The sequence below is a fragment of the Millisia brevis NBRC 105863 genome (genome assembly GCF_001552615.1).
Lineage (GTDB): Bacteria > Actinomycetota > Actinomycetes > Mycobacteriales > Mycobacteriaceae > Millisia > Millisia brevis.
Map to the genome: position 1 here is coordinate 112,171 of NZ_BCRN01000009.1, position 26,712 is coordinate 138,882.

Here is a 26,712-nt window from a genome sequence, read left to right on the forward strand (position 1 = left end):
TCCGGGCCGCCCGTGCCACTCGCCCGAGGCGACATCCCGTCGGGTGAGCGCCCGTGCACCCTTCGAAAGGACGGCTCTACCACCGTGGAGTCCGATTCTTCGGAGGCCTTGTGACGGGTGCGACATACACTTCAGGAGTGCCCAAGGGCTCTCGAGGAGCCGGTTAAGGACCCGTGGGTCACAGTCGCGGGTCCGGCGGGTCGATATTCAGCTCACATCACCACCGGAGGCATTGTGACCGCACATCCATCCGCACCCGTCGAACCGCAGGGGGTCGACACCGCCGCGGGACACGCGCCGAGCGCCTCCTTCGAGCCGCTCAGCCCGCTCGGCTTTCTCGACCGGGCGCGCGACAGCTTCGCGGATCGGACCGCGGTGGTCGACGGTGACCGCAGCTTCACGTACGCCGAGCTGTACGACCGGGTGGCCCGCCTCGGCGGTGCGATCACCCGGATCGCGGACGGTCGCCCGGTGGCGGTCATCGCGCCGAACAGCCATGTCCTGCTCGAAGCGCACTTCGGTGTGCCGTGGGCGCGCGTCCCGCTGGTCGCGATCAACACCCGCCTGTCCGCCTTCGAGGTGGCCAACCTGGTGAAGCACAGCGAGTCGTCGGTGCTGATCTACGACCCGTCGTTCGCGGAGATCGCCGCCGAGGTCGCCAAGGAGCTGCCCGAGGTACAGCTGATCTCGTCGGAGGACGAGTACGAGGCGCTGCTGGCCTCGGCCGACCCGATCCCGCGCCCGATCGTCGACGAGCTGGACGTCCTGTCGATCAACTACACCTCCGGCACCACCGGCCGCCCGAAGGGCGTGATGTACCACCATCGCGGCGCCTTCCTGCAGGCGGTCGGGATGATGGCGCACCTGGGTATCGGACCGGACTCCGGCTACCTGTGGACGCTGCCGATGTTCCACTGCAACGGCTGGACCTTCCCCTGGGCGATCGTCGCGGCCGGCGGCACACAGATCTGCCTGCGCAAGGTCGACCCGTCGCTGATCTGGGAGCACCTGCGCAGCGGCGCGGTCACCCACATGTGCGGCGCCCCGACCGTGATGTCGATGATCGCCTTCGCCCGCGAGGCCGAGCCGATGGCGCACCCGGTCAAGCTGGCCACCGGCGGTGCCCCGCCGTCACCGGCGATCCTGCGGGATATGGACCGCCTCGGCTTCAACGTCATCCACGTCTACGGTCTGACCGAGGTCTACGGGCCGGCGGTGCTGTGCGTATGGCAGTCGAAGTGGGACGACCTGCCCGGCGACCAGCGGGCGAAGTTCAAGGCCCGGCAGGGTGTGTCGAACGTCGTGGGCACCACCGCCCGCATCGTCGACCTCGACGGCAACGATCTGCCGCGCGACGGCGAGTCGGTCGGCGAGATCCTGCTGCGCGGCAACAATGTGATGCTCGGCTACCTGCGCGACCCGGAGGCCACGGCCCAGGCGTTTGCCGGTGGCTGGTTCCACACCGGTGACCTCGGCGTCATGCACCCGGACGGCTACATCGAGCTGCGCGACCGCAGCAAGGACGTCATCATCTCCGGCGGCGAGAACATCACCTCGGTCGAGGTGGAGCAGGTCATCGCCGACCACCCGGCGGTGCTCGAGGTTGCCGTGGTCGCGATGCCGCACGAGAAGTGGGGCGAGGTGCCGGCGGCGTTCGTCACGCTCAAGGACGGCCAGGACGCCACCGAGTCCGAGATCGTCGACTTCGTGAAGTCCCGGCTGGCCCGCTACAAGGCGCCCGGCCGTGTCGTCTTCGGCCACCTGCCGAAGACCTCGACCGGCAAGATCCAGAAGTTCGTGCTGCGCGAGGAGATGTGGAAGGGCCGCGAGCGCCGCATCCAGTAGCAACCACCCCGACGGGTGTGCGTACATCTTCCTGACAGGGCCGCCGCGACAACTATCGTCGCGGCGGCCCTGTGTGGTGAACGGTTGCACACGTCCTAGCCGGTCGGCACCGCCGCGAGCAGATCGCGGGTATAGGGATGCTGCGGGTCGCCGAGCACGTCGGCCGCGGGCCCGGCCTCGACGATCCGGCCGGCACTGAGCACCGCCACGGCGTCGGCGATCCGGCGCACCACCCCGAGATCGTGTGTGACCAGCAAGTATCCCGGTCCGCGGCGCTCCTGCAGGTCGGCGAGCAGGTCGAGGATCTGCCAGGCCACCTTGGCGTCGAGGGCCGAGGTGGGTTCGTCGAGGACCAGCACGTCCGGCTCGCCGGCGAGGGCCCGGGCGATCGCCACCCGCTGCCGCTGACCGCCGGACAGCCGCGCCGGTTTGCGGTCGAGGAAGCGCTCGTCCAGGTCGACCGACGCCAACAGGTCGATCACCCGCTCCCGGCGATCCCGCCGGGCCACCCCGGACGCCGCCAACGGCTCGGCGACGATGTCCGCGACGGTCAGATGCGGGTCGAGCGAGGCGAAGGGGTTCTGGTAGACCACCCCGATCCGGCGCCGCCACCGCCGCAGCGCCCGACCGCGCAGCCCGGTGACGTCGGTGCCCTCGAAGCGCACCGTCCCGGCGTCGGGGGTCTCCAGGCGGGCGGCGATGCGTGCGGTGGTCGACTTGCCCGAGCCGCTCTCCCCCACCAGCGCCAGGGTGCGGCCGCGTTGCACGGTCAGGTCCACCCCCGCGACCGCCCGGATCGGGCCGAACGATTTACCCACGCCGGACAGCTCCAGGACCGGTGCGGCGGGCGGTCGTCGCGGCGCGTCGGGTACCGGGATGCGCAGTTCGCGGGCGATCACCGCCGCCTCGCCGTGCCGTTCGATACGGCCGTCGCGTAGCACCAGGATGCGGTCGGCGCGTTCGCCGGCGACGGCGAGGTCGTGGGTGATCAGCAGGACCGCGGTGCGTTCCCGGCGGATGCGGTCCTCGAGGTGGTCGAGGATGCGCCGGGCGACGGTGACGTCGAGGGCGCTGGTCGGTTCGTCGGCGATCACCAGCTGCGGATCGCAGGCCAGGGCGATCGCGATCAGGACGCGTTGGCGCTGACCGCCGGACAGTTGGTGCGGATACTGCGTGGCCCGCAGCTGCGGGGAGTCGATCCCGGCCGCCTCGAGCAGATCGATCGCCGCGGTGGCCGCCGCCCGCTTGTCGGCGATGCGGTGGATACGCAGCACCTCGGCGATCTGCTCGCCCACCCGGTGCACCGGGTTCAGGGCGGTGCCGGGGTCCTGCGGGACCAGCCCGATCCGCCGGCCGCGCAGCGCCTGCAGGGCCCGGCGCGGGGCGTTGTCCACCCGATCGCCGGCGAAGGTGATCCGGCCGCCGGTGATCTCGCCGCCGCGCGGCAGCAGGCCGAGGACCGCGTGGGCGGTGGTCGACTTCCCGGAGCCGGAGTCGCCGACCAGGGCGACCACCTCGCCGGGGTCGACGGTCAGCGAGACACCGCGCACGACCGGGGCGCCGTCGTAGGTGACCTCGAGGTCGGATACCTCGAGCAGGGGCTCGCTCATCGGCTTCTCCGATCGTCGAGGGCGTGGCCGAGGCGGTGGGCCGACAGGACGATCGCGATCATCGTCAGGCCCGGCATCGTGGTCATCCACCAGGCGACGCCGAGGAAGCCGCGGCCCTCGGAGACCAGCGAGCCCCATTCCGGGGTGGGCGGCACCGCACCGAAACCGAGGAAGCTCAGCGCCGAGACGGCGAGCACGGCCAGCCCGAACTGCACCGCCGCGAGCGACAGGACCGGCGCGTAGGAGTTCGGCAGGATGTGGCGCCACAGCACCCGCAGGGGGCTGCTGCCGCCGGCGGTGGCCGCTTCGACGTAGGCCGACGAGCGCACCCGCAGGACCTCGGCGCGCATCACCCGGGCGAAGGCGGCGATGAAGGTGACCCCGACCGCGATCGCGACGTTGACCGTGCCGAAGCCGAGGACGGTCACCAGCGCCAACGACGCCAGTAGCGTCGGGATCGACTGCAGCACCTCGACGAACCGCATGAAGACCGTGTCGATGACGCCGCCGAGGGCGCCGCTGACCAGGCCGAGCGTCGAGCCGATCACCACGGCGAGCCCGACGGCGAGCAGGGTGGAGCCCAGCGACAGGCCGGCGCCGTGCACCACCCGGGAGAAGACGTCGCGGCCGAGGTTGTCGGTACCGAACCAGTACGTCGCCGACGGCGGCAGCAGCTTGTCGGCCGGGGTGCCGATCAGCGGGTCGTAGCGGGCGAACAGATCGGGCAGGAACGCGAAGCCGACCGCGATCAGCAGGACGAGCGCCGCCAACCAGATCGACACCGACCGGCGGATTCGGCGCCAGGGCAGGGCCCGCCGGGTGGGGCGGGATTCGGCGGGCGGCTCGGGAGCGGCGGACCGGTCGGCGTCGGCGACCACGGCGATATCAGACATCGGAGCTCTCCCGGTCGGCCGTCGACACAGGGTTGGTCGGTGCGGCGCGCACGACCACGCGCGGGTCGATCAGCGGGTAGATCAGGTCGACCACCAGGTTGACCAGGACGAAGACCAGCGCGCTGAACAGCACCACCGCCAACACGACCGGGATGTCCTGGTTGAGCACCGCGGTCTGGGTCAGCCGGCCGAGCCCGTTGCGGGCGAAGACCGTCTCGACGACCACGGCGCCGGCGAGGATGTCGCCGACCAGCACGCCGGCGATCGTCAGCGCCGGGATCGACGACAGCCGCAGCAGGTGGTGGACGTGCACCCGCAGGTCGCTCGCCCCCTTGGCCCGGGCGGTGTCGACGAACGGTTGGCGCGCGGTACCGATCAGGCTGGTCGCCAGCACCTGCGCGATCATCGCGCCGGTCGGGATCGCCAGCGCGATCGCCGGCAGCACCAGGGAGGTGAACCCGGTGTCGCCGAACGCCGGGAAGATCGGCAACCGGAAGGAGAACAGGTCCAGCAGGATCAGACCGCTCCAGAACGTCGGCACCGCGACGCCGAGCGGCGGCAACGCCAGCAGCGCGGTGCGCAGCCAGGACGTGCGCAGATAAGTCGCCAGGATCGCCAACCCGCCGCCGAAGACCACCGCGAGCACCAGCGCCGCGAGAGCCAGTTGGATCGTGCTGGGCAGAGCCGCGGCGATCGCCTCGGTGACCGGTTGGCCGGTGCCGATCGACCGGCCGAAGTCGCCGGTGACCGCATTGCCCAGGCCGACGACGTATTGCTCGCCGACCGACTTGTCCAGTCCGTAGCGCTGCTGCATCTCGGCGATCGCCGCCGCGTCGACCGGGGTCCCCGAACCGGCCGCGCCGGCGGCGATGCTCACCGGATCGGACGGCAGGACGTAGAGCACCCCGAAGGCGACGGTGAACGCCGCCCAGATGACGGCGACCGCCCAGGCCAGCCGGTACGCCACGTAGCGGATCATCGGCCGGCGACGTCGGTATCGAAGAACAGCAGCCGGGCCGAGGCGTCGAAGCGGACGTTCTCCACGGTCGGGGCCGCGCCGATCACCTGGGACAGCTCGACGGTCGGGATCCACAGTCCGTTGTCGATGACCAACTGCTGGGCGCGGGCGATCAGCTCGGCGCGCTGGGTCGGGTCGATGGTCGTCAGCTGCTCGGCGAGCACCTCGTCGAGGTCGGGGATCGGGCCACGGTGGTTGAGGTTGCGCTGGTCGAGGGCGAAGGCGGTGCGCAGGATGTCGCCGTCGGCGCGGCTGGAGTTGTAGTAGATCGCGTCGTAGTCGCCGTCGTTGGAACGGGTGGTGTACTCGGCGTTCGAGATCAGGTCGATCTGCAGGTCGATGCCGACCGCGCGCAGCTGCTGCTGCACCAGCTCCAGGATCGCCTGGTTGCCGGCGAAGACCGAGGTGACCAGGACGGTGAACGACAGCGGCTGCCCGTCCTTGGTGCGGATGCCGTCGGCGCCCTCCTGCCAGCCGGCGTCGTCGAGGATCGTGCGGGCGCGAGCCTGATCGAAGGTGACCGTGTCGACCGGGACGTGACCGGGGGTCGCCGATGCCAGCGACGAGTCGGCCGGTCGGAACTGCGGGCCGAGCACGGTGTCGACCAGTTCCTGCCGGTCGATCGCGGCGATCAGCGCCTGGCGGACCGCGCCGTCGGCGAGCACCCCGCGGCTGACGTTGGGCTGGATGCCGAACGGGATGCCGGGGTTGCCTGCGGTCTCGATCCGGCCGCCCGAGCCCTCGATCTGCGGGGCGTCCTGCGGGAGCGCGTCGCTGATCAGGTCGAGCTGCCCGGAGGCCAACGATCCGGTGCGCACCCCCGATTCGGGGATGATCGAGAACTCGATGCGCCCGAGGTGCGCCGCACCCTGGTGCAGCGCGGCCTCGGACGCCCAGTCGTAGTCGTCCCGGCGGACGAGCGTCGCCGAGGAATCCTGCCGGTAGTCCTCGTAGGTGAACGGGCCGGAGGCGACGACGGCGTCGCCCGCACAGCGCTCCTCCGGGGACAGCGCCGTCGTCGAGGCGGCGACGATACCGAGCTGCGCGGTCGAGGACGCCTGCAGGAATTGCGAATTCGGGGCGGAGAACCGCACGATCGCGGTGCTCGGGTCGGGCACATCGGTGCCGACATATCCCGACAGATAGCTCGCCCCGAGTTGGGCCTTGGCCGAGGTCAGCGTATTGGCCACCGAGTCGAACGACGACTTCACCGACTCCCCGGTCAGCGCGGTGCCATCGGAGAAGGTGACCCCGTCGCGCAGATGGAAGGTGAATTCCGTTGCGTCCGGGTTGATCTCCCAGGACTGCGCCAGCCAGGGCACGATCTCACCGGTCTCGGGGTCCTGGTCGGTCAGCGAATCGACCACCTGACGGGCGACGTAGATCGTCTGATTGCTGGCCGACTGCGCCGGGTCCGCGCAGGTCGGCGCGCCGGACAGGCCGTAGCGCAGGGTCGCCGGGCCGGCGTCGTCGGCGGTGGTACCCGACCCCGAGGAGCAGGACGTGAGGGTGATCGCCGCAGCGGCTAGGAGGGCGGCGGCCGGAAACACACGGTTGCGGTCGGCACGGGTACGGACGGCGGCGAAGGCAGGCACGGGCTTCTTTCGATGCGGCGGAGATGCGGGCAGATGGGGGTGACGGCGGGCATGCGGACGAGGTGGGCATCGGGAGTACGGCGGGCATGCCGATGGCCGCGTCGACGAACGGACGCGCGGGGTGGTGACGGTCAGCGAACCGCGACGGGCCGGTTCGGTCGATCGGTCGGCTCGGCGGGTTCGGCCGCCGGGCCGCAGCAGCGGGTGATGACCGTCTCGACGGCCGGGCCCTCCGGAAACGTCGTCGCGCCGAACAGAAGATGACGCATATCCGCAGGTGATGGCGGCCACAGTTTCCACATGGGCTCCCCCTCCAGGACGGCACAGAGCCGTCAAGAATGAAGCCACACACCTATTCGAGGCACCATGGTTGTGTTCACAGTGATCGGAAAGCGATCGCCCGCCGAGGCGGTGGCGTTGCACTCGACGCAGACAACTGCTCGACTTCAGGACCGGATATCCGAACACGGGAGGCCACAGGTCGCATGCCGGACAAACAGATCCACCTCGCGGCGCATTTTCCGGGGGTCAACAACACCACGGTGTGGGCGGACCCACGCTCGCGCAGCCAGATCGAGCTCGCCTCTTTCGTCGAGCTCGCTCGCACCGCCGAGCGCGGTGGATTCGACTTCTTCTTCCTCGCCGAGGGACTGCGGCTGCGCGAATACAAGGGCCGCATCCACGACCTCGACGTCGTCGGACGCCCGGACAACCTCACGGTCCTGACCGCGCTGGCCGCGGTCACCACCCATCTGGGTCTCGCCGGCACCGTCAACTCGACGTTCAACGAACCGTTCGACATCGCCGGACGCCTCGCGACGCTCGACCACCTGTCCGGCGGCCGCGCCGCCTGGAACGTGGTGACCAGCTTCGACGAGTTCACCGGGGAGAACTTCCGGCGCGGCGGCTTCCTCGCCGAGGAGGACCGCTACAACCGCGCGATCGAATTCCTCGCCGCGGTGCGCGCCCTCTGGGACAGCCGCCCGGAGCACGATCTGCTCGTCGACCGCGAGGCGGGCATCTTCGCCGCCCCGCACGCCGGCGAGTTCCGCTTCCGCAGCCCCCAGTTCGACATCTCCGGGGTCTTCGACATCCCGCGCCCGCCGCAGGGCCACCCGGTGATCGTCCAGGCCGGCGACTCCCCGCAGGGCCGCGATTTTGCCGCCGCGGATGCCGACGTCATCTTCAGCCGGCACAGCCACATCGACGCCGCACGCACGTTCTACCGGGACGTCAAGGATCGCCTGCCGCGCTTCGGCCGCGGCGAGAACGACCTGAAGATCATGCCCGCGGTGACCTACGTACTCGGCGACACCGACGCCGAAGCCCTGGTCAAGGCCCGCGAGGTGCGCGCCGCGCAGGTCAGCCCGCAGACGGCGATCAGCCGGCTCGAGGCGGTCTGGGGTCGCGATCTGACCGGGCACGACCCGGACGGGCCGCTGCCGGCGTTCGAGCCGGAGGAGGACACGCTGCTGGCCAAGGGGCAGGCGCAGTTCCGCACCGGCCGCGGCGAGATGGCCCGGCAGTGGCGCGAGTTGGCCGAGGCCAAGGGACTGTCCTCGCGGGAGGTGGTCATCGAGGCGACGTCGCGGCAGACCTTCGTCGGCACCGCGCGGACGGTCGCCGATCAGATGAACGAATTTGTGCAGACCGACGGCGCGGACGGGTTCGTCTTCGTCCCGCACCTGACGCCGGGCGGCCTGGACGACCTGGTCGATCAGGTGATTCCGCTGCTGCGCGAACGCGGGGTCGTGCGCACCGAGTACACCGGCACCACCCTGCGCGAGCACCTGGGTCTCGGCCCGGCCCGCACCCCGTCCGCCTCGTCCACCACCGCAGAGATCAGGGACGCATCGTGAGCTATCTGCATCTGGCCGTCGCCCTCGACGGTGCCGGCTGGCATCCCGCCGCCTGGCGCGACCCGTCGAGCCGCGCCGAGGAGTTGTTCACCGGCCGCTACTGGGCCGACCTGGTCACCGAGGCCGAGCGCGGGCTGCTCGACTTCGTCACCTTCGAGGACGCTCTGGCTCCCGCCACCGGCGAGAGCCTCACCGGGGACCGGCGCGCCGGTATCGCGCGCGGTCGGCTCGACGCGATCCTGCTGGCCACCCGGGTCGCGCCGATCACCTCGCATATCGGGCTGGTCGCCGCGACCGATGTGACGCACAGCGAGCCGTTCCACATCTCGACCGGCATCGCCTCCCTCGACTTCGCCTCGCTCGGTCGGGCGGGGTGGCGGCCGCGGGTCTCGCCGCGCCCGGATCACGCGGCCCGCTTCGGCCGGCGCACCCTGCCCGGGCTGACCCGGGAGGACTTCCGGGACCTGGCGGCCTCCCCCGCCGCGGTGGAGCTGTTCGCCGAGGCGAGCGACGCGATCGAGGTGGTCCGCCGGCTGTGGGACAGCTGGGAGGACGACGCGGAGATCCGCGATGTCGCCACCAGCCGCTTCCTGGACCGGGACAAGCTGCACTACATCGACTTCGACGGTCCGCAGTTCTCGGTGCGCGGCCCGTCGATCACCCCGCGGCCGCCGCAGGGGCAACCCTTGGTGACCGTGCTCGCCCACGCGCACCTGCCGTACGAGCTGGCGGTGCGCGGCGCCGACATCGTCTACGTGACGCCCCGGTCGCGCTCGCACCTCGACGCTATCCTCACCGAGATCGCGACGATTCGGGAGGCCAACGGGCGCAACGGCCTCGAACCGATCCGGGTCTTCTCCGATCTGGTGGTCTTCCTCGACGACGAGCCGGGCGCGGCGGCGCAGCGCAAGACGCGGTTGGACGAGATCGACGGGACGCCGCTGTCCTCCGATGCCGCGGTCTTCGCGGGCACCCCGAGCGAACTGGCGGATCTGCTGGTCAACTGGCGGCTCGCCGGCCTCGACGGTTTCCGTCTGCGCCCCGGTCTGCTGCCCTACGATCTGACGACGATCACCACCGCGCTGGTCCCCGAACTGCAACGGCGCGGGGCGTTCCGGGAGAGCTACGAGGCCGACACGCTGCGCGGTCTGCTGCGGCTGCCACGGCCGGAGAACCGGTACGCGACAAACTGAACCATGCTCCCCGGTTCGACCCGTGCGACGGGCCGAACCGTGCGTCCCGGCTGAACCGTACGTCCGGGGCCGACCCGTGCGACGGGCCGAACCGTGCTCCCGGGGCCTACCGGTCGACGATCGGTTCCGGGAGCACCGGGTCGGCGTGGCCGGGGAAGCTGACGCCGATCCCCAACTTCCGCAGCAGATCCCGCGCCTCGGCCAGCGCGAGGACCAGCGCGTCGATCCCGTCGACGCCGTGCGCCGACCCGTCGATCGAGTCGGAACCCGCCGCGCCGATCCGGAAGTGGCAGCGGTAGCCGCCGTCGTCGGCGATCACCGGTCGGTACAGGTCCAGGGTCACCTCGCCCTGCGAACTGATCAGCGCGCGGTGGGCGATGACGTCGGCGGCCGGGCTCGGCGCGAGCGTGTTCGGCGCCGCCGCGACGGTGGCGGTCGGCGCGGAGACCGGTGCGCCGGCGGTCGGGGCGGTGGCTACCGAAGCGGGGCTCGTCGCGGCGGCTGGGGTCGGTGCGACGGCGGGGGTTGGGGCGGCGGCTGGGGTCGGTGCGACGGCGGGGGTTGGGGCGGCGGCGGTTTGTGCGGCGGGGGTCGGGGCGGGGTGCTCGTCGGTGGACGGTGCTCCGAGCAGGTGGATCCAGCGTCGATCCTGTTCGCGGGGCCGCAATTCCAATTCGCGCACCAGCGGCTGTTCCCCCTCGGCGAGGGCGCGCAGCACCGCGCTCACCTGCTCCCGGTCGGCGAAGCTGTGCAACCGATCGGTACGGGTCCGCAGCTCGCCGGGAGCCTGGGCGCCGCGCAGCAGCAGCACGGTCAGCAGGGCGCGTTCGGCGGCGTCCAGATCGAGGACCCGGTCGATCGCCTCCGCATATTTGACGGTGCGCGAGCCGCTCGGCCAGATCAGCCGGACCAATTCGCGCCGTTCCAACTCGCGCAGGCAGCGCTCGAGGTCGGCCTGGTCGTAGTCGACGACCGGGTCGCGGCTCGACGCCTGGTTGCAGGCGGTCCGCAGCGCCGTGATCGTCATCGGATAACTCGCGGGAACGGTCACCTGCTTCTCGAGCAGGGAGCCGAGGATCCGCTGTTCCATCGCGTCGAGCACCGGCAACGCCATGGGCCCAAACCTACCCGCGGGCACACCCACCCGAAAATGGAGTCCTACCCGCGGTGAGCACGGGTGGAATTCCCCGATCGGGGCGCGCTAGCGTGGGTGGATGCCGCAGTCCGAGGGTCCCGGCCATGGGTCCGATGCATTGCCCGGCCCGGGGTCGGAGGTATCGACGCTGGTCGAGGGGGTCACCCCGCTGAAGCGGCGCCGGGACGCGCGCACGCTGCTGGAGCTGTTCGGTCGCATCACCGGCCTGGAACCGACGCTGTGGGCGTCGATCATCGGCTACGGCAGCTACCACTACCGCTACGAGTCCGGCCGCGAAGGTGATGCTCCCGCAGCCGGATTCGCACCGCGCAAGGCGGCCACCGTGATCTACCTCGGCGACGGGATCGGCGCCCACGCCGATGACCTGGCCGTGCTCGGCCCGCATACCACCGGGGTGGGGTGCCTCTACCTGAAGGATCTCGCGGCGGTCGATCTCGACATGCTCGAGCGGATCGTTCGCACGTCCTACTCGGCGCTGTCCTCCGGGACATGGACGGCGCGGGCCCGGGAGGCGGGATCGTCCGAATGACCGACCCACGCAGCGCGATCCCCGAGGACCAGGGCTGGGCCTCGGCCTTCACCTTCGACCTGCGCGACGGCCGCGACGTTCTCGCCGTGCCGGACACGTATGCGCGCAACGCGACGATCGTCTACCGCGGGGTCGCCAATCTGAACTGGTCGCTCGACACCGCGCTCTACCGGCGGGTCTCCCGGTCGCGGCGGCAACCGGCCGGGGAGGCCGAGGTCGCCAGCGAGGAACGCGAACTGCTCGACGGCGCCCGGCGACTGCGCCTCGACCGGCGCGACGGCTTCGAGATGACCGACCTGGAATTGCTTGCGGTTCTGCAACATCAGGGCGCGGCGACCCGGCTGCTCGACGTGTCGTTCAACGCGATGATCTCGCTGTGGTTCGCCACCGAGGACCGCACCCAGGACGACTACGACGCGGGCCTGTTCGCCTTCGACGTCACCGGCCGCGAACTGCCCCCGGAGCGCGAGGACGACCCGATCGCGGATCTGATCGCCGAGCCGTCGTTCCACCTCTGGCGGCCGCCGCCGGTCGAGGTGCGCATCCGGGCGCAGCAGGGCGCCTTCATCTTCGGGCGGGTACCCGACCCGGTCCCGGCACAGACCTGCCTCGACCTCGGGATCGACCGGTGGCTCGACCCGGAGCCCGCCCCCTCCCCGAGCGCGACGAACCGCCCGCCCTTCGGGGTCTTCCGCATCCCGGCCGAGGCCAAGCCGCGGCTGCGGGAGTTCCTCGATCGGCTGCTCGGGTACAACGCCGAGACCCTCTACCCCGACCTCGCCGGGTACGCGCAGGCCCGCCGCGCCTGACCCCGCCGGGGGCCCGCAAACTCCGCGGCTCCGCTGCTCCGCGGGTCGACAGCTCAGCGTGTCCGCAGTACCGGGAGCAGCGACTATCCCTCGAGGAGGTCGGTGACCACCGCTTCGGCCTCCGAGACCGCGGCCGCCGATTCGGGGCGCATGGTCCCGGTCTCCATGAACCGCTCGTGCCAGGAGAACGCCTCGCCGAGCAGCTGCGGGGTATGCCGACCCCAGGCTCCGGCGGTCGCCCGCTCGAGATAGTCGTCGAGCATCGGGCGGAAGTCCGGGTGCGCACAGTTGTCGATGATGCGGCGGGCCCGCTTGCGCGGGGAGAGGCCGCGCAGGTCGGCGACGCCGTACTCGGTGATCAGCACGTCGGTGTCGTGTTCGGTGTGGTCGACGTGGGTGACCATCGGCACGATGCACGACAGGGCGCCGCCCTTGGCGGTCGACGGGGTGACGAAGGTGGCGAGGTAGCCGTTGCGGGCGAAGTCGCCGGAGCCGCCGATCCCGTTCTGGATCCGCGAGCCCATGACGTGGGTGCTGTTGACGTTGCCGTAGATATCGGCCTCGATCAGGCTGTTGTTCGCGATCACCCCGAGGCGGCGGATCACCTCGGGATGGTTCGAGATCTCCTGGGTGCGCAGGATGATCTTGTGCCGCAGATCGTCGATCTCGTCCAGCAGCGTCTTGGCGCCGTCCGGGCTCAACGAGAACGCGGTGGCGGAGGCGACGGTGATCGTGCCCGAGCGGATCAGGTCGAGCATGCCGTCCTGGATCACCTCGGTATAGGCGGTCAGGCCGTGCAGATCGCTCTCGCCGAGGGCGGCCATCACCGCGTTGGCGACGTTGCCGACGCCCGACTGCAGCGGCAGCAGGTTCTCGGGCAGGCGCCCGCGGCGCACCTCGTGCTGCAGGAAGTCGACGAAGTGGCCGGCGATCCCGCGCGAGACGTCGTCGAGCGGGCTGAACGCGGTATTGCGGTCCAGGTCGGAGGTGCGGACCACCGCGACCACCTTCTCCGGGTCGCAGCGGAACGTCGTCTGGCCGATCCGGTCGCCGGGGGCGTTGATCAGCACCGGTCGACGGTCCGGCGGCAGCGCCGTGCCGTAGTAGATGTCGTGCATGCCGAGCAGGCCCAGCGGCTGCGATTCGTTGACCTCGAGGATCACCCGGTCGGCGAGATCGAGCCAGGTCTTGTTGTTGCCGACCGACGTCGACGGGATCAGTTCGCCGTCGGCGGTGATCCCGACAACCTCGATCACCGCGACGTCGAGGCGCCCGAAGAAGCCCTGCCAGACCGACTGCGCGACGTGGCTGAGATGGATGTCGAGGTACTCCATCCGGCCGTCGTTGATCCGCCCGCGGGTGATCGGGTCCGACTGGTACGGGATGCGCAGTTCGATGCCGTCGGCCTCGGCCAGCGCACCGTCGAGTTCGGGGGCGGTCGACGCGCCGGTCCACACGCCGACGCGGAACTCGCGGCCGGTCTCCCGGGCCGCGGAAATCCGGCGGGCCAGCGCCGGCGGAACCGTCTTGGGGTGACCGGATCCGGTGAAGCCGCTCATGCCGACGTTGTCACCGGCATGGATGAAGCGCACGGCTTCATCCGCGGACATCACCTTCGACAGCAACTGAGGATGCGCAATGCGTTCGCTCACGTGTCATCGCCTCCTCAGGAGTTCGTTCGCCTGACCGACCACATATCAGCCTATGCTGCGGCGCGGTCTCCGGCCGTCCGGAAGAGCCGGTTCCCTCCAATGGGAGAGGTACCGGCGCGCGCACATCCAATCGGTCCCGGTCGCGCGCGGGCTGTGCGGCGACCGGTTCTCGGATGGTACAGACAAAACGGAAACCGAACGGTCTCGGGTAACGGCCGAGGGACCGGGTGGGTCAGTACAGCAGCTTGCGGTAGTTCGCTTCCGCGTAGCGCTCCTCGAGCATCGCCTGGTCGAGTTCGGGGAGCAGCCGTTTGGTGATCTGCGCCGTGGTGGGCAATACGTCGGGATTCCAGGTTTCCGGTTTCCATAATTCCGAACGCAGGAATGCCTTGGCGCAGTGGAAGAAGACCTCGTGAATGTCGATCTCCAAGGCCAGGATCGGCCGACGCCCCTTGACGGCGAGGTGGTCGAAGTAGTCCCCGTCGTCGACGATCCGAGCGGTGCCGTTTATCCGCAGGGTGTCGCCTCGGCCGGGGACGACCGAAATGGTGCCGACGGCCGGAATGTCGAGCACGTTGAGAAAGCCGTCGACGCGCCTGTTGCCCGGCCGCTCCGGGATCGCGATCGTCCGGGCATCTATGACGTGCACCACTTTTCCGGGCGGATCCCCCTTCGGGGAGACGTCCATGGACCCGTTCGCGTCGGTGGTGGCGACGAAGACCATCGGAGTCGCGGCCAGCCATTCCGCATGGACCGGCTCGAGAGCCGGCTTCACCTTCCTGGCCGCGATCTCCATGGGTTCCCCGACGATGCCGCGCAACTGCTCGACCGTGGTGATCCGCATGTCGCCCATGGTGTCACGCGGGTCAACCGGCCCGTGGTTTACGCGGTGCGCTCGACGACCGATGCGGGCGCCGGCTGTGGGAGGCCGAGCCGTTCGCGCAGGGTGTCGCCCTGGTATTCGGTCTGGAAGAGGCCGCGTTCCTGCAACAGCGGGACCAGTCCGTCGGTCAGGTAGTCGAAGCCCTCCGGGTAGAACGACGGCAACAGGATGAAACCGTCGGCGCCGCGCTGCTCGAACCGCTCGGTCAGCAGGTCGGCGATCTGCTCGATCGACCCGACCGGGACCCAGTGCCCGGCCGACGAGACCTCGGTCTCGATCAGCTGCCGGATGGTGAACTTCTCCTCGATCGCGAGTTGCTTGAACACCCCGTAGCGGGACTGCCTGCCCTGCACCGCGGCGATATCCGGCAGCCGCTCCGGCGGGATCGTCCCGTCGACGTCGAGGTCGGTCAGGTCGATATGCCCCAGCTGGCGGGACAGCCGGATCAGCCCGGTCTCGATGTCGATCAGGTTGACCAACTCGCGGTGCAGCTCGCGGGCCTGTTTCTCGGTGCGGCCGAGGATCGGCGAGACCCCGGGCAGGATCTTGACGTCCTCCGGATCGCGGCCGGCCGCGGCGACCCGCCCCTTGAGCGAGCGGTAGAACTCCTGCGATTCGCCGAGCGTCTGCTGCGCGGTGAAGACGATCTCCGCGTGCCGGGCAGCGAAGTTCTGCCCGTCGTCGGATGATCCGGCCTGCGCGATCACCGGCCGCCCCTGCGGCGAGCGGGCGACATTGAGCGGACCGGCGATCGAATACCGCTCGCCGACGAAGTCGATCGGGTGAATCTTGCTCGGATCGGCGTAGATCCCGCGCTCGCGGTCGAGGACGACCGCGTCGGTCTCCCAGCTGTCCCACAGCGCGAAGATCGCCTGCACGTACTCCTCGGCGATCCGGTAGCGCTCCGCGTGCGAGGGCAGCGGCTGCCCACCGAAGTTCACCTCACCCCAGGCGGAGGTGACGATATTCCACGCCGCCCGCCCCTTGGAGATGTGGTCGAGCGAGGCGAGCTGACGCGCGACGTTGTACGGCTCGGAGAAGGTGGTCGAGACGCTGGCGACGAAGCCGATCTTCTCGGTGATCGCCGCGAGCGCGGAGAACAGTGTGATCGGCTCGAGGTGGGCAAAGGGCTTGGTGCGGGCCTGATCCCGGTCCAGGGTCAGCCCGTCGGCGATGAACAGGGTGTGGATGCGGGCCCGCTCGGCGGCGCGGGCGATGTCGCCGAGCAGCGACAGGTCGTAGGTCTCCTCGGCCCGCGAGCCCGGTCGCCGCCACGCCCCCTGGTGGTTGCCCACCCCGCCGATCAGCATGCCCAGCACGAGTTGGCGTTTCTGGTCAGTCATGATGTGTCGCCTCCGCTGCGGAGTTGTCGAATGGTGCACTACCGGAGCCGGTTCGGGTCATCGCCGGGAGAAATCCTGCGCGATGAGCCAGTGCTCGGGCCGCGGCGTCCACTCCAGGTCCTTGTCGACGACGTAGGTCAACGGCTGGGGCCAGAGGAACAGCACGTGCGGGTTGTCCCGGAACAGCTCGGTGGCCTCGTTGAACAGTCGGACCCGCTCCTCGTCGTTCGGGGCGACGGTCAGCTCGTCGATCAGCCGGTCGTACTCCGGGTCCTCGAAGTGGCTCTGCGCGTAGTTCGAGGTGAAGATCCGCAGCCGTTCGACCGGGGACTTGTAGCCGCTGGTGTAGCCGATGTAGATCAGGTCGGCGACGTCGTCGGTGCGGCTGCGCTCCACCCACGCCGGGAACTGCGCGGTGGTGATCGACACGTCGACGCCGACCGCGGCGAGCTGGCTGGCGACCGCCTCGGCGATCTGGTCGGAGGCGATGTAGGTGCCGGTGCTCAGCTGCAGTTCGAGCGGCAGTCCGTCGGGGTAGCCGGCCTCGGCGAGCAGCTGACGGGCGCGGTCCGGATCGTAGGGGAAGGCTTCGAGCGCCGGGTTGGTCAGGTCATAGGGCTGCGATACCACCTGCCCCGCAAGCGGTTCGATGTCGTCGCCGAGCAGGCTGCTCACGATGGTCTGCTTGTCGACCGCGTAGTTGAGCGCCTGCCGCACCCGCACGTCCTCGAGCGGCGCCTTGGTCTCGTTGAAGCGGAGCGTCATATTCCAGGTGCTCCACTGGTTGCCGATGTCGTAGGTGTCGCTGTCCGCGAACTGCTGCAGGCTCGACGGCTCGAACTGGATCGCCGCGTCGACCTCGCCGGTCTGGACGGCGGCGACGCGGGCGGCCTCGGTGGCGAGCACGACGTACTCGACGCGGTCGAAATCGGGTTCGTCACCGAAGTATTCGGGGTTGCGCTCCAGGACCGCGCGGTTCTCCAGGTCGAGCGAGACCAGCCGGTAGGGGCCGGTGCCGAGCGGTTCGAGCTTCGGGTTGTGCGACTCGACCCAGGCCTGCTGGGTGAGGAAGAAGTTGGCGAGGCGGTCCGGCAGGTCGAGGTAGGGGCCCTGCGTGTTGATGATCAGGGTGGTGTCGTCCGGGGCCTCGACCGAGGCGATCACCGACTGCAGGGACGAGCCCTGGGAGAAGCCGGCCGGATCGCCGAGGACGCGCTCGAAGTTCCACGCCGCGTCGGTGGCGGTGAACGGGTCGCCGTTGGAGAAGCGGACCCCGTCGCGCAGGGTGAACACCCACCGGGTTTCGCCGTCCTGCTCCCAGGACTCGGCCAGATCGCCGACGAGTTCGGAGTCCGGGTCGACGCGGGTCAGGCCGTTGAAGATCGCCGCCTGCACGGTGGCGTCGCCGTCGAGCGAACCGCTCGCGCCCGGGTCCAGACCGGTCAGCTGCCGGGAGATGCCCAGGCTCAGGGTGTCGTCGGCGGAATCGTCGGAGCCGCCACCGCTGCTGTCGCCGATGACCCCGCACGAGGACACCACCGCCGCGATGGTCAGCGCGGCGAACGCGGTGGTGACATGTCGGATGGATCTCATCGGGTGTGCTCCTCGGCGGATGGGTTGGGGGTGTTATCGGTGGACGGGACGGTCGCCGCGCGGGTCGGTATCGCGGCGAGCAGTTCGCGGGTGTATTCGTGGGCCGGCGCGTCGAAGACCTCTTCGGCGTCGCCCTGTTCGACGACAACGCCGTTGCGTAGCACCACGATGCGGGCGCAGAGCGATTTGACGACGGCCAGGTCGTGGGAGATCAGCACCAGGCTCAGGCCGCGGCTGCGCTGCAGGCGGCGCAGCAGATCGATCACCGCGGCCTGCACCGTCAGGTCCAGCGCGGAGACCGGTTCGTCGGCGACCAGCACGCGCGGGTCGAGCGCGAGGGCGCGGGCGATCACCACCCGTTGCCGCTGGCCGCCCGAGAGGGTGCCGGGTCGTCGATCGGCGAGCGCCGGGTCGAGTTCGACCTCCCGCATCAGTGCGGTCACCCGCTCGTCGATCTGCGCCCGTTCGACGGGGGTGCCACTGATCTCGATCGGTTCGGCGATCGCCGCGCGCACGGTCAGGCGTGGGTCGATCGCACCATAGGGGTCCTGGAAGATGTACTGGACGTTGCGGCGCCATTCGCGGCGGCGGCCACCGGACAGTTCGTGGACCGGTGATCCGCCGTAGCGCACCTCACCGGTCGACCCGGTATCCAGTCCGACCAGCGCGCGGGCGAAGGTCGTTTTACCGGAACCGGATTCGCCGACGAGGCCGATGCTGTCGCCGTCGCGGATCGTCAGCGAGACCCCGTCGAGCGCGCGCCGGTAGCGACGGCGCCCGAGGCCGCGCGGCAGCGGGAAGTCGCGGCGCAGCTCACGCGCCTCGAGCACGATCTCGCTGTCGTCCCGGTCGGCGCGCAGCGCGGGCGCACGGACGTCGGGGGCGGCGGCGATCAGGTCGCGGGTGTACGCCTGCACCGGGTGGTCGAGCAGCTGTGCCGCGGGACCCTGCTCGACCGCCCGACCGGAGCGCATCACCAGGATCGCGTCGGCGCGTTCGGCGATCACCCCGATGTCGTGGCTGACCAGCAGCACCCCGATGCCGAGGTCGCGCTTGAGCCCGTCGATCAGGTCGAGGACGCGCGCCTGCACGCTGACGTCGAGGGCGGTGGTCGGCTCGTCGGCGATCAGCAGCACCGGGTTGCGGGCGATCGCGATCGCGATCACCACCCGCTGGTTGAGACCGCCGGACAGTTCGTGCGGATAGGCGTGCAGCCGTTCGGCGGCGGCCGGAATGCCGACCTGGTCCAGCAATTCGACCACCCGGGCCCAGCGTTCGCGCCGCCCGCGCAGCTCGCGCGGCAGCGCCTCGTGGACCTGGGCGCCGATCGTCAGCCGCGGGTTGAGCGCGGCGACCGGGTTCTGGAAGACCACGCCGATATGCCGGCGGATCCAGGCGCGACGCTCCCGGGCGGACAGGTCGGGGACCGACCGGCCGGCGAGTTCGAAGCTGTCGAGCCCGAAGTCGAGCGCGCCCGGCAGCAGATCGGCGATCGCGGAGGCGGTGATCGTCTTGCCGGAACCCGATTCACCGACGATGCCGAGGGTATGGCCGGGCCACACCTCCAGGTCGATCCCGCGGACGAGATCGGTGTGGGCGCCGTCGCGGCGAAAGACGCGAATTCCGCTCGCCCGCACGACCGGGCCGCCCGGGCGGGCGGTGTCGAGATGTACCGCTCCGGCGGTTGCGTCGTCGGGAAGCAGCGCGGTCACGACGCCCCCTCCTCGAGGGAGGTCACCGCGAAACGTACGGTCAGCCAATCGGATACCAGCTGGGTGCCGACCAACAGCGCCACCAGCAGTACACCGGGAGCGATCGACAGCCACCACTGGTCGGCGAGCTGCGCCTGTCCGGCGGCGACCAGCTGCCCCCAGTCCGGGGTCGGCGGGGCGACACCCAGGCCGATGAAGCCCAGCCCGGACAGCAGCAGCACCACCGACGCGAAATTCAGCGACGCCGCGACGACCACGAGCGGCAGAGTATTGGGCAGCACATGCCGCAGGATCACGTCGCGGGTGCCGCCGCCGGCGAGTCGGCAGGCGTCGATATACGGCCGGTGCAGCAGGGCGCGAGCCCGGTTGCGCACGATGCGGAAGGTCAGCACCCAGGAGCTGACCGCCAGGACCAGCAGCAGGGTCAGGGTGCTGGGGCCGAGCAGCGCCAGGACCACGATGCCGATCAGGATCGACGGAATCGCCAGCTGCACATCGGCGATGCGGTCGACGATCACCTCGACCGCCGGGCCGCTGAGCGCGGAGATCAACGCCAGCCCGACGCCGATGATCGTCGAGACGATCACCGCGATCGTCGACAGCCACAGCATCACCCGGCCGCCGTAGGCGAGGCGGGTCAGGTAATCGCGGCCGAGTTGATCGGTGCCCAGGGGATGTTCGCCGAACCAGGTCGGGGCGAGGGAGCGGCGCGCCAGATCCTGGACGTTGTAGCCGTCCGGGAAGAGCAGCGGAGCCGCCAACGACAGCCCGACGATCAGTACCAGCAGGACGCCGCCGATGATCGCGCCCGCCGAGGAGCCCCGCAACCGGCGCCGGCCGGTGGGCGTAGCGGTCACCGGTACAACGGAATCGAGGTCCGTGTGTACCGCGGCGGGCAGAGCGCCGGGCGCCGGGGTGGCGACGGCGGGGGTCGCGGTATCGGACGAGACGGCGGTCATCGGCTGCTCCCCGGGTCGAGCGCGGCACCGATCAGGTCCACGACGAGGTTGACAAGAATGAATCCGACGGCGATGAAGCCGATCGCCGCGATCACCACCGGGTAGTCGCGGTTGCTGATCGCGCTGATCGCGAACTGGCCGACACCCGGCCAGGAGAACAGCGACTCGGTGATGATCGCGCCGCCGAGCACGATGCCCGCCTGCACACCGACGACGTTGACCACCGGCCCGAGCGCGTTGGCGACGGTATGCCGCAACGCCAGTCGCACACCGCCGATCCCCTTCGAGCGGGCGAATCGCACGTGGTCGAGGTCGTGGGTGTCGATCAGGCTCGACCGGAAGACGCGGGCGACCGGGGCGGCGACCACCGGCGCGAGGGTCAGCGCCGGCAGCACCAGGCTGGCCAACGACGCGGAGCCGGACGCCGGCAGGACGCCGAGGACGACGGCGAAGACGTAGATCAGCAGCACGCCGAGGAAGAAGCTCGGGATCGAGTCGAGGGCGGCGAGCACGGTGATCGGCGCCTGCCGCGCCCCACCGCGCCGCGGGCGCGAGGCGAGGTAGCCGGCCGGAAGGCCGAGCAGCAGACCCAGGGTCAGGCCGGTGGCGCCGAGCAGCAAACTCGCGGGCAGCCGCTCGAGGACCAGCCCGAGGGCGGGCTCGCCGTAGCGGATCGAGTCGGGCAGGTCGCCGGTCAGGGCGCTGCCGATGAAGGACAGATACTGCTCGTACCAGGGTCGGTCGAAACCCATGTGGGCGGAGAGCCGTTCGATGTCCGCGGCGGTCGAGTCCGGCCCGACGAGCAGCTGTGCCGGGTTGCCGGTGGCGACCAGGCAGATGTAGACCAGCGAAATCACCGCCAGCACCGCGAGGGCCGCCACCACGAGGCGGCCGAGCAGATAGGTCGGCGACAGCGGCCAGCGGAAGCGCACCACCGAGATCGGCGCGGCAACGGAGGTGGCGGGGTTGGTCGCGGGTGTGGTCGAGGCGGGAGTCGTGGACGCCGCCGCCTCGGGCGGCGCGGTCACAGCTCGATATCCGGGTCCGCGGCGAGTACCCGGATCGCATCGTTCTCGAACTGGGCACGCGCCTTCGCCGGGGTGAGCGCCCACCCGGCGACGCTCTGCGGGTCGAGCTCGGGGGCGCCGCCGGCGGCGGCGAGCAGCAGCGCAGCATGCGCGGCGCGCTCACCGGCGATGAAGTAGAACGCCGCCTCCTCGAGGCTCTGTCCGATGGTCACCAGGCCGTGGGCCCGCTGCACCAGCACCCGCGCGTCGGCGCCGAGCGCCTCGGCGGCCGGCTGGTCGAAGCTTTCCCGCACGGCGACCAGACCGGTCAGCAGCGCGCCGTCGTGGTTGTGGATCGGCAATGTGCGACCGAGCGCCGACCAGGCGAAGGCGTGCGGCGAATGCGCGTGCACGACGGCGACCGCGTCGGGGCGGGCGCTGTGCAGGGCGAACTGGCTGCGGAAGCCGGGGATGGAGGTATCGCGGAAGCCCTCGACCACCTCGCCGTCGGCGTCGAGGCGGACCAGGTCCGAGACGCGGGTCTGCGCCCACGGGACGGCGAGCGGGTTGGCCCAGAAGGTCTCCCGGCTCGGGTCGGGATCGCGCACGGTGACATGGCCGTTGAAGCCGAACTCGTAGCCGTATTCGGCGAACAGCCGCAACACCACGGCGAGACCGCGCTTGCGTCGGGCGCGCTCGGTCGCGATATCGGAATGGTGGGCGTCGATCGGATGCAGCGTCGTAATCGACATCGGATCTCCTTTCGAGAGGGCGCGGGCCGACGGGCGGCGGTGATGGTCCGGGCGAACTCGCCGGTCGTCCGTACGTTCGGCAGGCCGGCCGAACTGCAAGCGGACGATCGCTCCGAAGGGGATATTCCGGAGAATCGGCACCCGACGGTAGGGCCGTCATCGGTCCGAATCCAGGGTTGTTCGCGCCCGAATCGATCGCTATTCGCGATCTACAACGATCACCCGTTTTGGCTCAGCGTGCGCGAAATTCTGCAGGTCACGAGGCTCGAGTCGCGGCTTTCGGCACCGGTTGTATTCGCGACGAATGCAACCCCGGGCAGGGCCGGGAAAACCGGACACAATCGGCGGGCGGCCGCATGCCGTTTCGACGACGGAGGTACCACGATCATGGCCGATCCCCTGGATTTGGTGCATTTGCGCACCCTGGTGGCGATCGCGGATACCGGCGGCTTCCGCCGCGCGGGCGATGCGCTGCACCTGAGCCAGCCGACGGTCAGTCAACACGTCCGGCTGCTGGAAAAGCGGTTGCGGCGCACCCTGATCGTCAAGGATCGGCGGGGTTCGCGGTTCACCGACGCGGGTGACGCGCTGGTCGCGGAGGCGCGCACGCTGCTCGCCGCGCACGAGGAGATGCTCGAACGGCTGCGCGCGAGCCGCCCGTCGCGGATCACCGTCGGATCGACCGAGCACGCCGCCGACCGGCTGCTGCCGGACATGCTGCGGGCGATCCGGGTCGGCTATCACGACGTCGAAATCCAGTTCCGCATCGACCGATCGACCGCGCTGACCGAGGCGGTCGACAAGGGCAGCCTCGACCTGGCGGTGGTGCTCGGCGGCAACCCCGGTCCGACCGGCTCCGAGGTCGGGCGCCTGGGTCTGCGGTGGGTCTGTTCGTCGCCGCGAGAGGTCCACGCCCCCAACGGCGCCACCCGGCTGGTGGCCTTCGAGGAGCCATGCGGGCTGCGCAGCCGGGCGCGGCGCGCCCTGGAGCAGGCCGGCCGCGAGGTGGTGGTGACGGCGGAGTCGACCAGTCTGGACGGGGTGCTGGCCGCCACCCGCGCCGGGCTCGGGGTCGCCCTGCTGCCGTTCTCGGGCGCCGTCCCCGACGGCTTGGTCGAACTGGACATCCTGCCGCCGCCGGGCACGATCGATGTGCGGCTGGTCGCCCGACGCGGCCTGTCCGCGGACGTCGAACGGGTGGCGGTCGACGCGGTATCCGAGCATCTCGCCGAGGTGGCCCGCAGCGTGCGGCCGCTGATCGCCGGCGTGGCCTGACCACACCTTCCCGAATATCGCTTTCCGAGAAAGGATGTCGACGCGCATGGTCGAGTTCATCAGCGCGAGCTATGTCAACGACAGCTCCGAACTGTTCCCCCGCCCGAACGCGGGGATCGATCCGAAGTTCCTGCGCCGCTACAGCAGCGAACTCGAGGCCGCCGGTTTCGACTACACCCTGCTGCCCTACGGCTCCAATGGGTACGACCCGTTCTCGGTCGCCGCCTATATCGCCTCGTTCACCGACCGGATCAAGCCGATCGTCGCGCTGCGCCCCAATACGCTGTATCCGACGGTCGCGGCGAAGGCGTTGGCGACGCTCGATCAGCTCAGCGGCGGCCGGGCGACCGTGCACATCATCTCCGGCGGCAGCACCGCCGACCAGGCGCGCGAGGGCGACCACCTCGACAAGGCGCAGCGCTACGCCCGGTCCGAGGAGTACATCCGCATCCTGCGCCGGGTCTGGGCGTCGGACGAGCCGTTCTCCCACCACGGAACCTATTACCAATTCGAGGATTTCCGCGCCGACTACCGCCCGGCGGCGGGCACGATCCCGCTGTCGGTCGGCGGTTCGTCGGATGCCGCCTACCGCATCGCCGGCGAGCTCGGCGACATCTTCGGCTTGTGGGGCGAACCGCTGCGCGAGACCGCGGAGAACATCGGGCGCATCGAGGAGTACAGCCGGGCCGCCGGTCGGCAACGGCGCCCGAAGATCTGGGTGACCTTCCGGCCGATCATCGCGCCCACCGAGGAACTCGCCTGGGAGCGCGCCCACCGGATCCTCGGCGCCCTGCAGCGCAACGACCGCGGCAACCTGCAGCCCGGCTTCCGCCGCGAACACGGTCTGCAGCCGGAGAACCTCGGGTCGCAGCGACTGTTGGACCTCGCCGAGCGCGGGGAACTGCATGACCGGGCCCTGTGGACGGCGACCGCCACCGCGACCAATGCGCGCGGCGCCAGCACCGCGCTGGTCGGCACCCCGGAGACCGTGGCCGCGGCGATCGTCGACTACGTCGACCTAGGCGCGGAGATCGTCTCGATCCGCGGCTACGACAACCTCAACGACGCGGTCGACTACGGGCGCTACGTGTTGCCGCTGGTCCGTCAGGAATTGGCACACCGGGAACGCAGCGCCGCGCAGGCCTGAGCGCGCCGCATCGGCTTTGCCGATGTATGACCATTTTTCGATCGGATCGATCCCAATACCACCGGCGGAGACCGTTTTTCCCGCCCCACACGTAGCGTCGGGTTCATCCCCAGAGAAGGAGAGCAACGGTGAGCAGATTTGTCATCGTCGGCGCCGGAGCGGTCGGCTCCGCCCTCGCCGCGGCCCTGACCGAGCAGGAGCAGTCGGACCGCCGGCAGACCCTGCTGATCGCCCGCGGGCGCGCCCTGGAGCACCTGCGGGAGAACCCGCTGCTGCTACGCACCGTCACCGGTGATCGCCGAATTCCCTTGCGGGTCGCCTCGATCGAGGATGCGACGCTGCGGGTGGGCGATGTGCTGGTGCTCGCGGTCAAGGCGCAGCACGTGGCGCAGGCGGCAAGCGACCTCGCCTGGCGTCCGGTCTTCGACGGCGACGCCGAGGTCGGCACCGCCGCCGAGGTGCTGCCGATCGTCACCACCCAGAACGGGATCGACGCCGAGGAGACCGTCGCCCGGTGGTTCGCGCACGTCGTCGCGACGACGGTGCTGATCGCGGCGCGCTATACCGAGGTCGGCGAGGTCCGCGTCGGCGGCCGCCCGTACCTGGGCTCCGCGCTGATCGGCGAGCCGTACGCGCCGACCCGCGTCACCCGCAATGCGGTCGACACCGTCGCGGCGGCATGGGTGGCGGCCGGCTTCGCGGTGCGCCGTACCGGCGAGATCGGCGCGGTGAAGGCGACCAAGCTGCTGCACAGCGTCAAGAACGGGCTCGAGGTGCTCGCCGGTGACGACGAGGCGAAGCGCCAGGTCGGCGAGGCGCTGGAGGCGGAGGCCCGCGCGGTGCTCGAGGCGGCCGGCCGGCCGATCGCCGATCGCGGTGTGCTGGTGATCGACCCGGATCAGCGCGGCGGCGACGCCGACCTCGGCGTCGGCCAGGGCACCCAGTCGACCTGGCAGAGCTTCGCGCGCGGCGCGGACTCCCACGAGATCGACCATCTCAACGGGGAGATCGCCCGCCTGGCGCGGCTGCACCGCGTCGAGGCTCCGGTGAACACCACCCTGCAGGCGCTGCTCGGCGCTGCCGGTCAGCGCGGCGGCGGCATCGACCTGCCCGGCCTCGACCGCCTGACCGCCCTGCTGCCCGCCGGCGTCGCGGGCTGATCGATACCCCGGCGCGCCGCTTCGGTGGAGCGGCACGCCGGGGGTGGCCGGCGCCCGGCATTGACGATCCGGGTCGTCGGGGAGCATAGTTATTCGAAAGTTCCGAAAGAACCTTCGATATGTTCTCGACGAGGTGATCATGACCGGCGCAGCCCTGGAATCGCAGACCTTCCTCCCGCGGGACGCGGCGGCCCTTGCCCCCGTCGCGAGCTTTCTGGCCGCACACCAGAAGCGCCGCGGATCCGACATCACACCGCGGTACGCGCTGGTCGGCATCGACGAGCACGACCGCGTCGAACTACCTCCGGCGGTGCATCACATCCTGTTGCAGGTGGTCACGGCGTTGGAAGCCGGCAAAGCGGTGACGGTGGCACCGCAGAATCTCACTCTGACGACGCAGGAGGCCGCCGATCTGCTCGGCGTCAGTCGACCTACGGTGGTGCGATTGATTCGGACCGGCGAGCTGGCCGCGGAGCGCATCGGCAATCGCCACCGCCTTCGACTCGATGACGTCTTGGCATACCGCGAGGTACGCCGACAGCGGCAATACGACTTCCTCTCGGAGACCTCCGTCGACATCACCGCCGACGACGACCCGGAGAGTGTGCGGCGGCACCTGCGGGAGGTCCGGCGAGCGGCGGGGGTTAGACGCCGCGCGGCCGAGTAGGCGGCCACAAACCGTCGGTGGCCGTTGCCAGAATCGGCGCATGTTCGCCGCCGTT

General features: G+C 70.4%; 22 protein-coding genes. 9 read left to right on the forward strand and 13 right to left on the reverse strand.

The annotated features are described in order from the left end of the window. The first annotated feature begins 234 nt into the window (after positions 1-234). Positions 235-1,845, forward strand: coding sequence for an acyl--CoA ligase family protein (locus MB1_RS14070; protein ID WP_066908299.1), 1,611 nt, complete (start codon positions 235-237; stop codon positions 1,843-1,845). Positions 1,846-1,940: 95 nt separating this feature from the next. On the opposite strand, the gene nikE is transcribed toward MB1_RS14070, so the two are convergent. Genes nikE through MB1_RS14090 form a run of 4 tightly spaced genes read right to left on the reverse strand, consistent with a single transcriptional unit; the run spans position 1,941 to position 6,961 of the window. After that, positions 1,941-3,455, reverse strand: a complete 1,515-nt coding sequence (gene nikE, locus MB1_RS14075) for a nickel ABC transporter ATP-binding protein NikE (RefSeq protein WP_066908302.1) — start codon at positions 3,453-3,455, stop codon at positions 1,941-1,943. Then, entirely contained in the window at positions 3,452-4,348 is an 897-nt protein-coding gene (locus MB1_RS14080) for an ABC transporter permease (RefSeq protein ID WP_066908305.1), read from the reverse strand. The genes nikE and MB1_RS14080 overlap by 4 nt, the downstream gene beginning before the upstream one ends. After that, positions 4,341-5,327: an ABC transporter permease gene (locus tag MB1_RS14085; protein WP_066908308.1), complete on the reverse strand. Its 987-nt coding sequence runs from the start codon at positions 5,325-5,327 to the stop codon at positions 4,341-4,343. Before MB1_RS14085 ends, MB1_RS14080 begins: the two co-directional genes overlap by 8 nt. Then, positions 5,324-6,961, reverse strand: a complete 1,638-nt coding sequence (locus MB1_RS14090; protein WP_439646947.1) for an ABC transporter substrate-binding protein — start codon at positions 6,959-6,961, stop codon at positions 5,324-5,326. Before MB1_RS14090 ends, MB1_RS14085 begins: the two co-directional genes overlap by 4 nt. 485 nt (positions 6,962-7,446) lie before the next feature. Between MB1_RS14090 and MB1_RS14095 the strand changes: the two genes are divergently transcribed. Further along, the gene (locus tag MB1_RS14095; RefSeq protein ID WP_066908311.1) at positions 7,447-8,820 is read left to right on the forward strand and encodes an NtaA/DmoA family FMN-dependent monooxygenase; all 1,374 of its coding nucleotides are present in this window, start codon (positions 7,447-7,449) and stop codon (positions 8,818-8,820) included. Next, complete coding sequence (locus MB1_RS14100; protein WP_066908314.1) at positions 8,817-10,013, forward strand: LLM class flavin-dependent oxidoreductase; 1,197 nt, start codon at positions 8,817-8,819, stop codon at positions 10,011-10,013. Before MB1_RS14095 ends, MB1_RS14100 begins: the two co-directional genes overlap by 4 nt. A 106-nt stretch (positions 10,014-10,119) precedes the next feature. Here the strand turns inward: MB1_RS14100 and MB1_RS14105 are convergent, their stop codons facing one another. Then, a complete protein-coding gene (locus MB1_RS14105; RefSeq protein ID WP_066908317.1) occupies positions 10,120-11,127 on the reverse strand; it encodes a YceH family protein in 1,008 nt (335 codons plus the stop codon). 100 nt (positions 11,128-11,227) lie between these two features. Here MB1_RS14105 and MB1_RS14110 point away from each other — a divergent pair, with 100 nt between their 5' ends. Both MB1_RS14110 and MB1_RS14115 read left to right on the forward strand, forming a co-directional pair. Then, on the forward strand, positions 11,228-11,698 hold the full coding sequence (locus tag MB1_RS14110; RefSeq protein ID WP_066908319.1) for a DUF1801 domain-containing protein: 471 nt from the start codon (positions 11,228-11,230) through the stop codon (positions 11,696-11,698). After that, complete coding sequence (locus tag MB1_RS14115) at positions 11,695-12,507, forward strand: FRG domain-containing protein (RefSeq protein ID WP_169801666.1); 813 nt, start codon at positions 11,695-11,697, stop codon at positions 12,505-12,507. The genes MB1_RS14110 and MB1_RS14115 overlap by 4 nt, the downstream gene beginning before the upstream one ends. An 83-nt stretch (positions 12,508-12,590) precedes the next feature. On the opposite strand, the gene scpC is transcribed toward MB1_RS14115, so the two are convergent. The 8 genes from scpC to MB1_RS14155 all read right to left on the reverse strand — a co-directional run bounded on the left by scpC (position 12,591) and on the right by MB1_RS14155 (position 22,408). After that, positions 12,591-14,159, reverse strand: coding sequence for a succinyl-CoA:acetate CoA-transferase ScpC (scpC, locus tag MB1_RS14120; protein ID WP_066908327.1), 1,569 nt, complete (start codon positions 14,157-14,159; stop codon positions 12,591-12,593). A gap of 232 nt (positions 14,160-14,391) precedes the next feature. Beyond that, positions 14,392-15,003 carry an MSMEG_1061 family FMN-dependent PPOX-type flavoprotein gene (locus MB1_RS14125; RefSeq protein WP_066908550.1) on the reverse strand — a complete coding sequence of 204 codons (612 nt, stop codon included), beginning with the start codon at positions 15,001-15,003 and terminating at the stop codon, positions 14,392-14,394. Positions 15,004-15,041: 38 nt separating this feature from the next. Continuing rightward, positions 15,042-16,385: an LLM class flavin-dependent oxidoreductase gene (locus tag MB1_RS14130; RefSeq protein ID WP_066908330.1), complete on the reverse strand. Its 1,344-nt coding sequence runs from the start codon at positions 16,383-16,385 to the stop codon at positions 15,042-15,044. 57 nt (positions 16,386-16,442) lie between these two features. Then, the gene (locus MB1_RS14135; protein ID WP_066908334.1) at positions 16,443-17,978 is read right to left on the reverse strand and encodes an ABC transporter substrate-binding protein; all 1,536 of its coding nucleotides are present in this window, start codon (positions 17,976-17,978) and stop codon (positions 16,443-16,445) included. Further along, the gene (locus tag MB1_RS14140) at positions 17,975-19,690 is read right to left on the reverse strand and encodes a dipeptide ABC transporter ATP-binding protein (RefSeq protein WP_066908337.1); all 1,716 of its coding nucleotides are present in this window, start codon (positions 19,688-19,690) and stop codon (positions 17,975-17,977) included. The genes MB1_RS14135 and MB1_RS14140 overlap by 4 nt, the downstream gene beginning before the upstream one ends. Further along, positions 19,687-20,649 carry an ABC transporter permease gene (locus MB1_RS14145; RefSeq protein ID WP_066908340.1) on the reverse strand — a complete coding sequence of 321 codons (963 nt, stop codon included), beginning with the start codon at positions 20,647-20,649 and terminating at the stop codon, positions 19,687-19,689. Before MB1_RS14145 ends, MB1_RS14140 begins: the two co-directional genes overlap by 4 nt. Then, positions 20,646-21,677 carry an ABC transporter permease gene (locus MB1_RS14150; RefSeq protein ID WP_066908343.1) on the reverse strand — a complete coding sequence of 344 codons (1,032 nt, stop codon included), beginning with the start codon at positions 21,675-21,677 and terminating at the stop codon, positions 20,646-20,648. The genes MB1_RS14145 and MB1_RS14150 overlap by 4 nt, the downstream gene beginning before the upstream one ends. Continuing rightward, positions 21,674-22,408 (reverse strand): class II aldolase/adducin family protein, encoded by a 735-nt coding sequence (locus tag MB1_RS14155; RefSeq protein ID WP_157084074.1) that lies wholly within the window; start codon positions 22,406-22,408, stop codon positions 21,674-21,676. The genes MB1_RS14150 and MB1_RS14155 overlap by 4 nt, the downstream gene beginning before the upstream one ends. A 387-nt stretch (positions 22,409-22,795) precedes the next feature. Between MB1_RS14155 and MB1_RS14160 the strand changes: the two genes are divergently transcribed. From MB1_RS14160 to MB1_RS14175, 4 genes are all read left to right on the forward strand, one after another. Further along, positions 22,796-23,683 carry a LysR family transcriptional regulator gene (locus MB1_RS14160; protein WP_066908348.1) on the forward strand — a complete coding sequence of 296 codons (888 nt, stop codon included), beginning with the start codon at positions 22,796-22,798 and terminating at the stop codon, positions 23,681-23,683. A 46-nt stretch (positions 23,684-23,729) separates the two neighbouring features. After that, positions 23,730-24,830, forward strand: a complete 1,101-nt coding sequence (locus MB1_RS14165) for an LLM class flavin-dependent oxidoreductase (protein ID WP_066908353.1) — start codon at positions 23,730-23,732, stop codon at positions 24,828-24,830. Positions 24,831-24,958: 128 nt separating this feature from the next. Further along, positions 24,959-25,990, forward strand: a complete 1,032-nt coding sequence (locus MB1_RS14170; protein WP_066908356.1) for a ketopantoate reductase family protein — start codon at positions 24,959-24,961, stop codon at positions 25,988-25,990. 139 nt (positions 25,991-26,129) lie between these two features. Continuing rightward, a complete protein-coding gene (locus MB1_RS14175; protein ID WP_066908553.1) occupies positions 26,130-26,657 on the forward strand; it encodes a helix-turn-helix domain-containing protein in 528 nt (175 codons plus the stop codon). Positions 26,658-26,712: the final 55 nt, after the last annotated feature.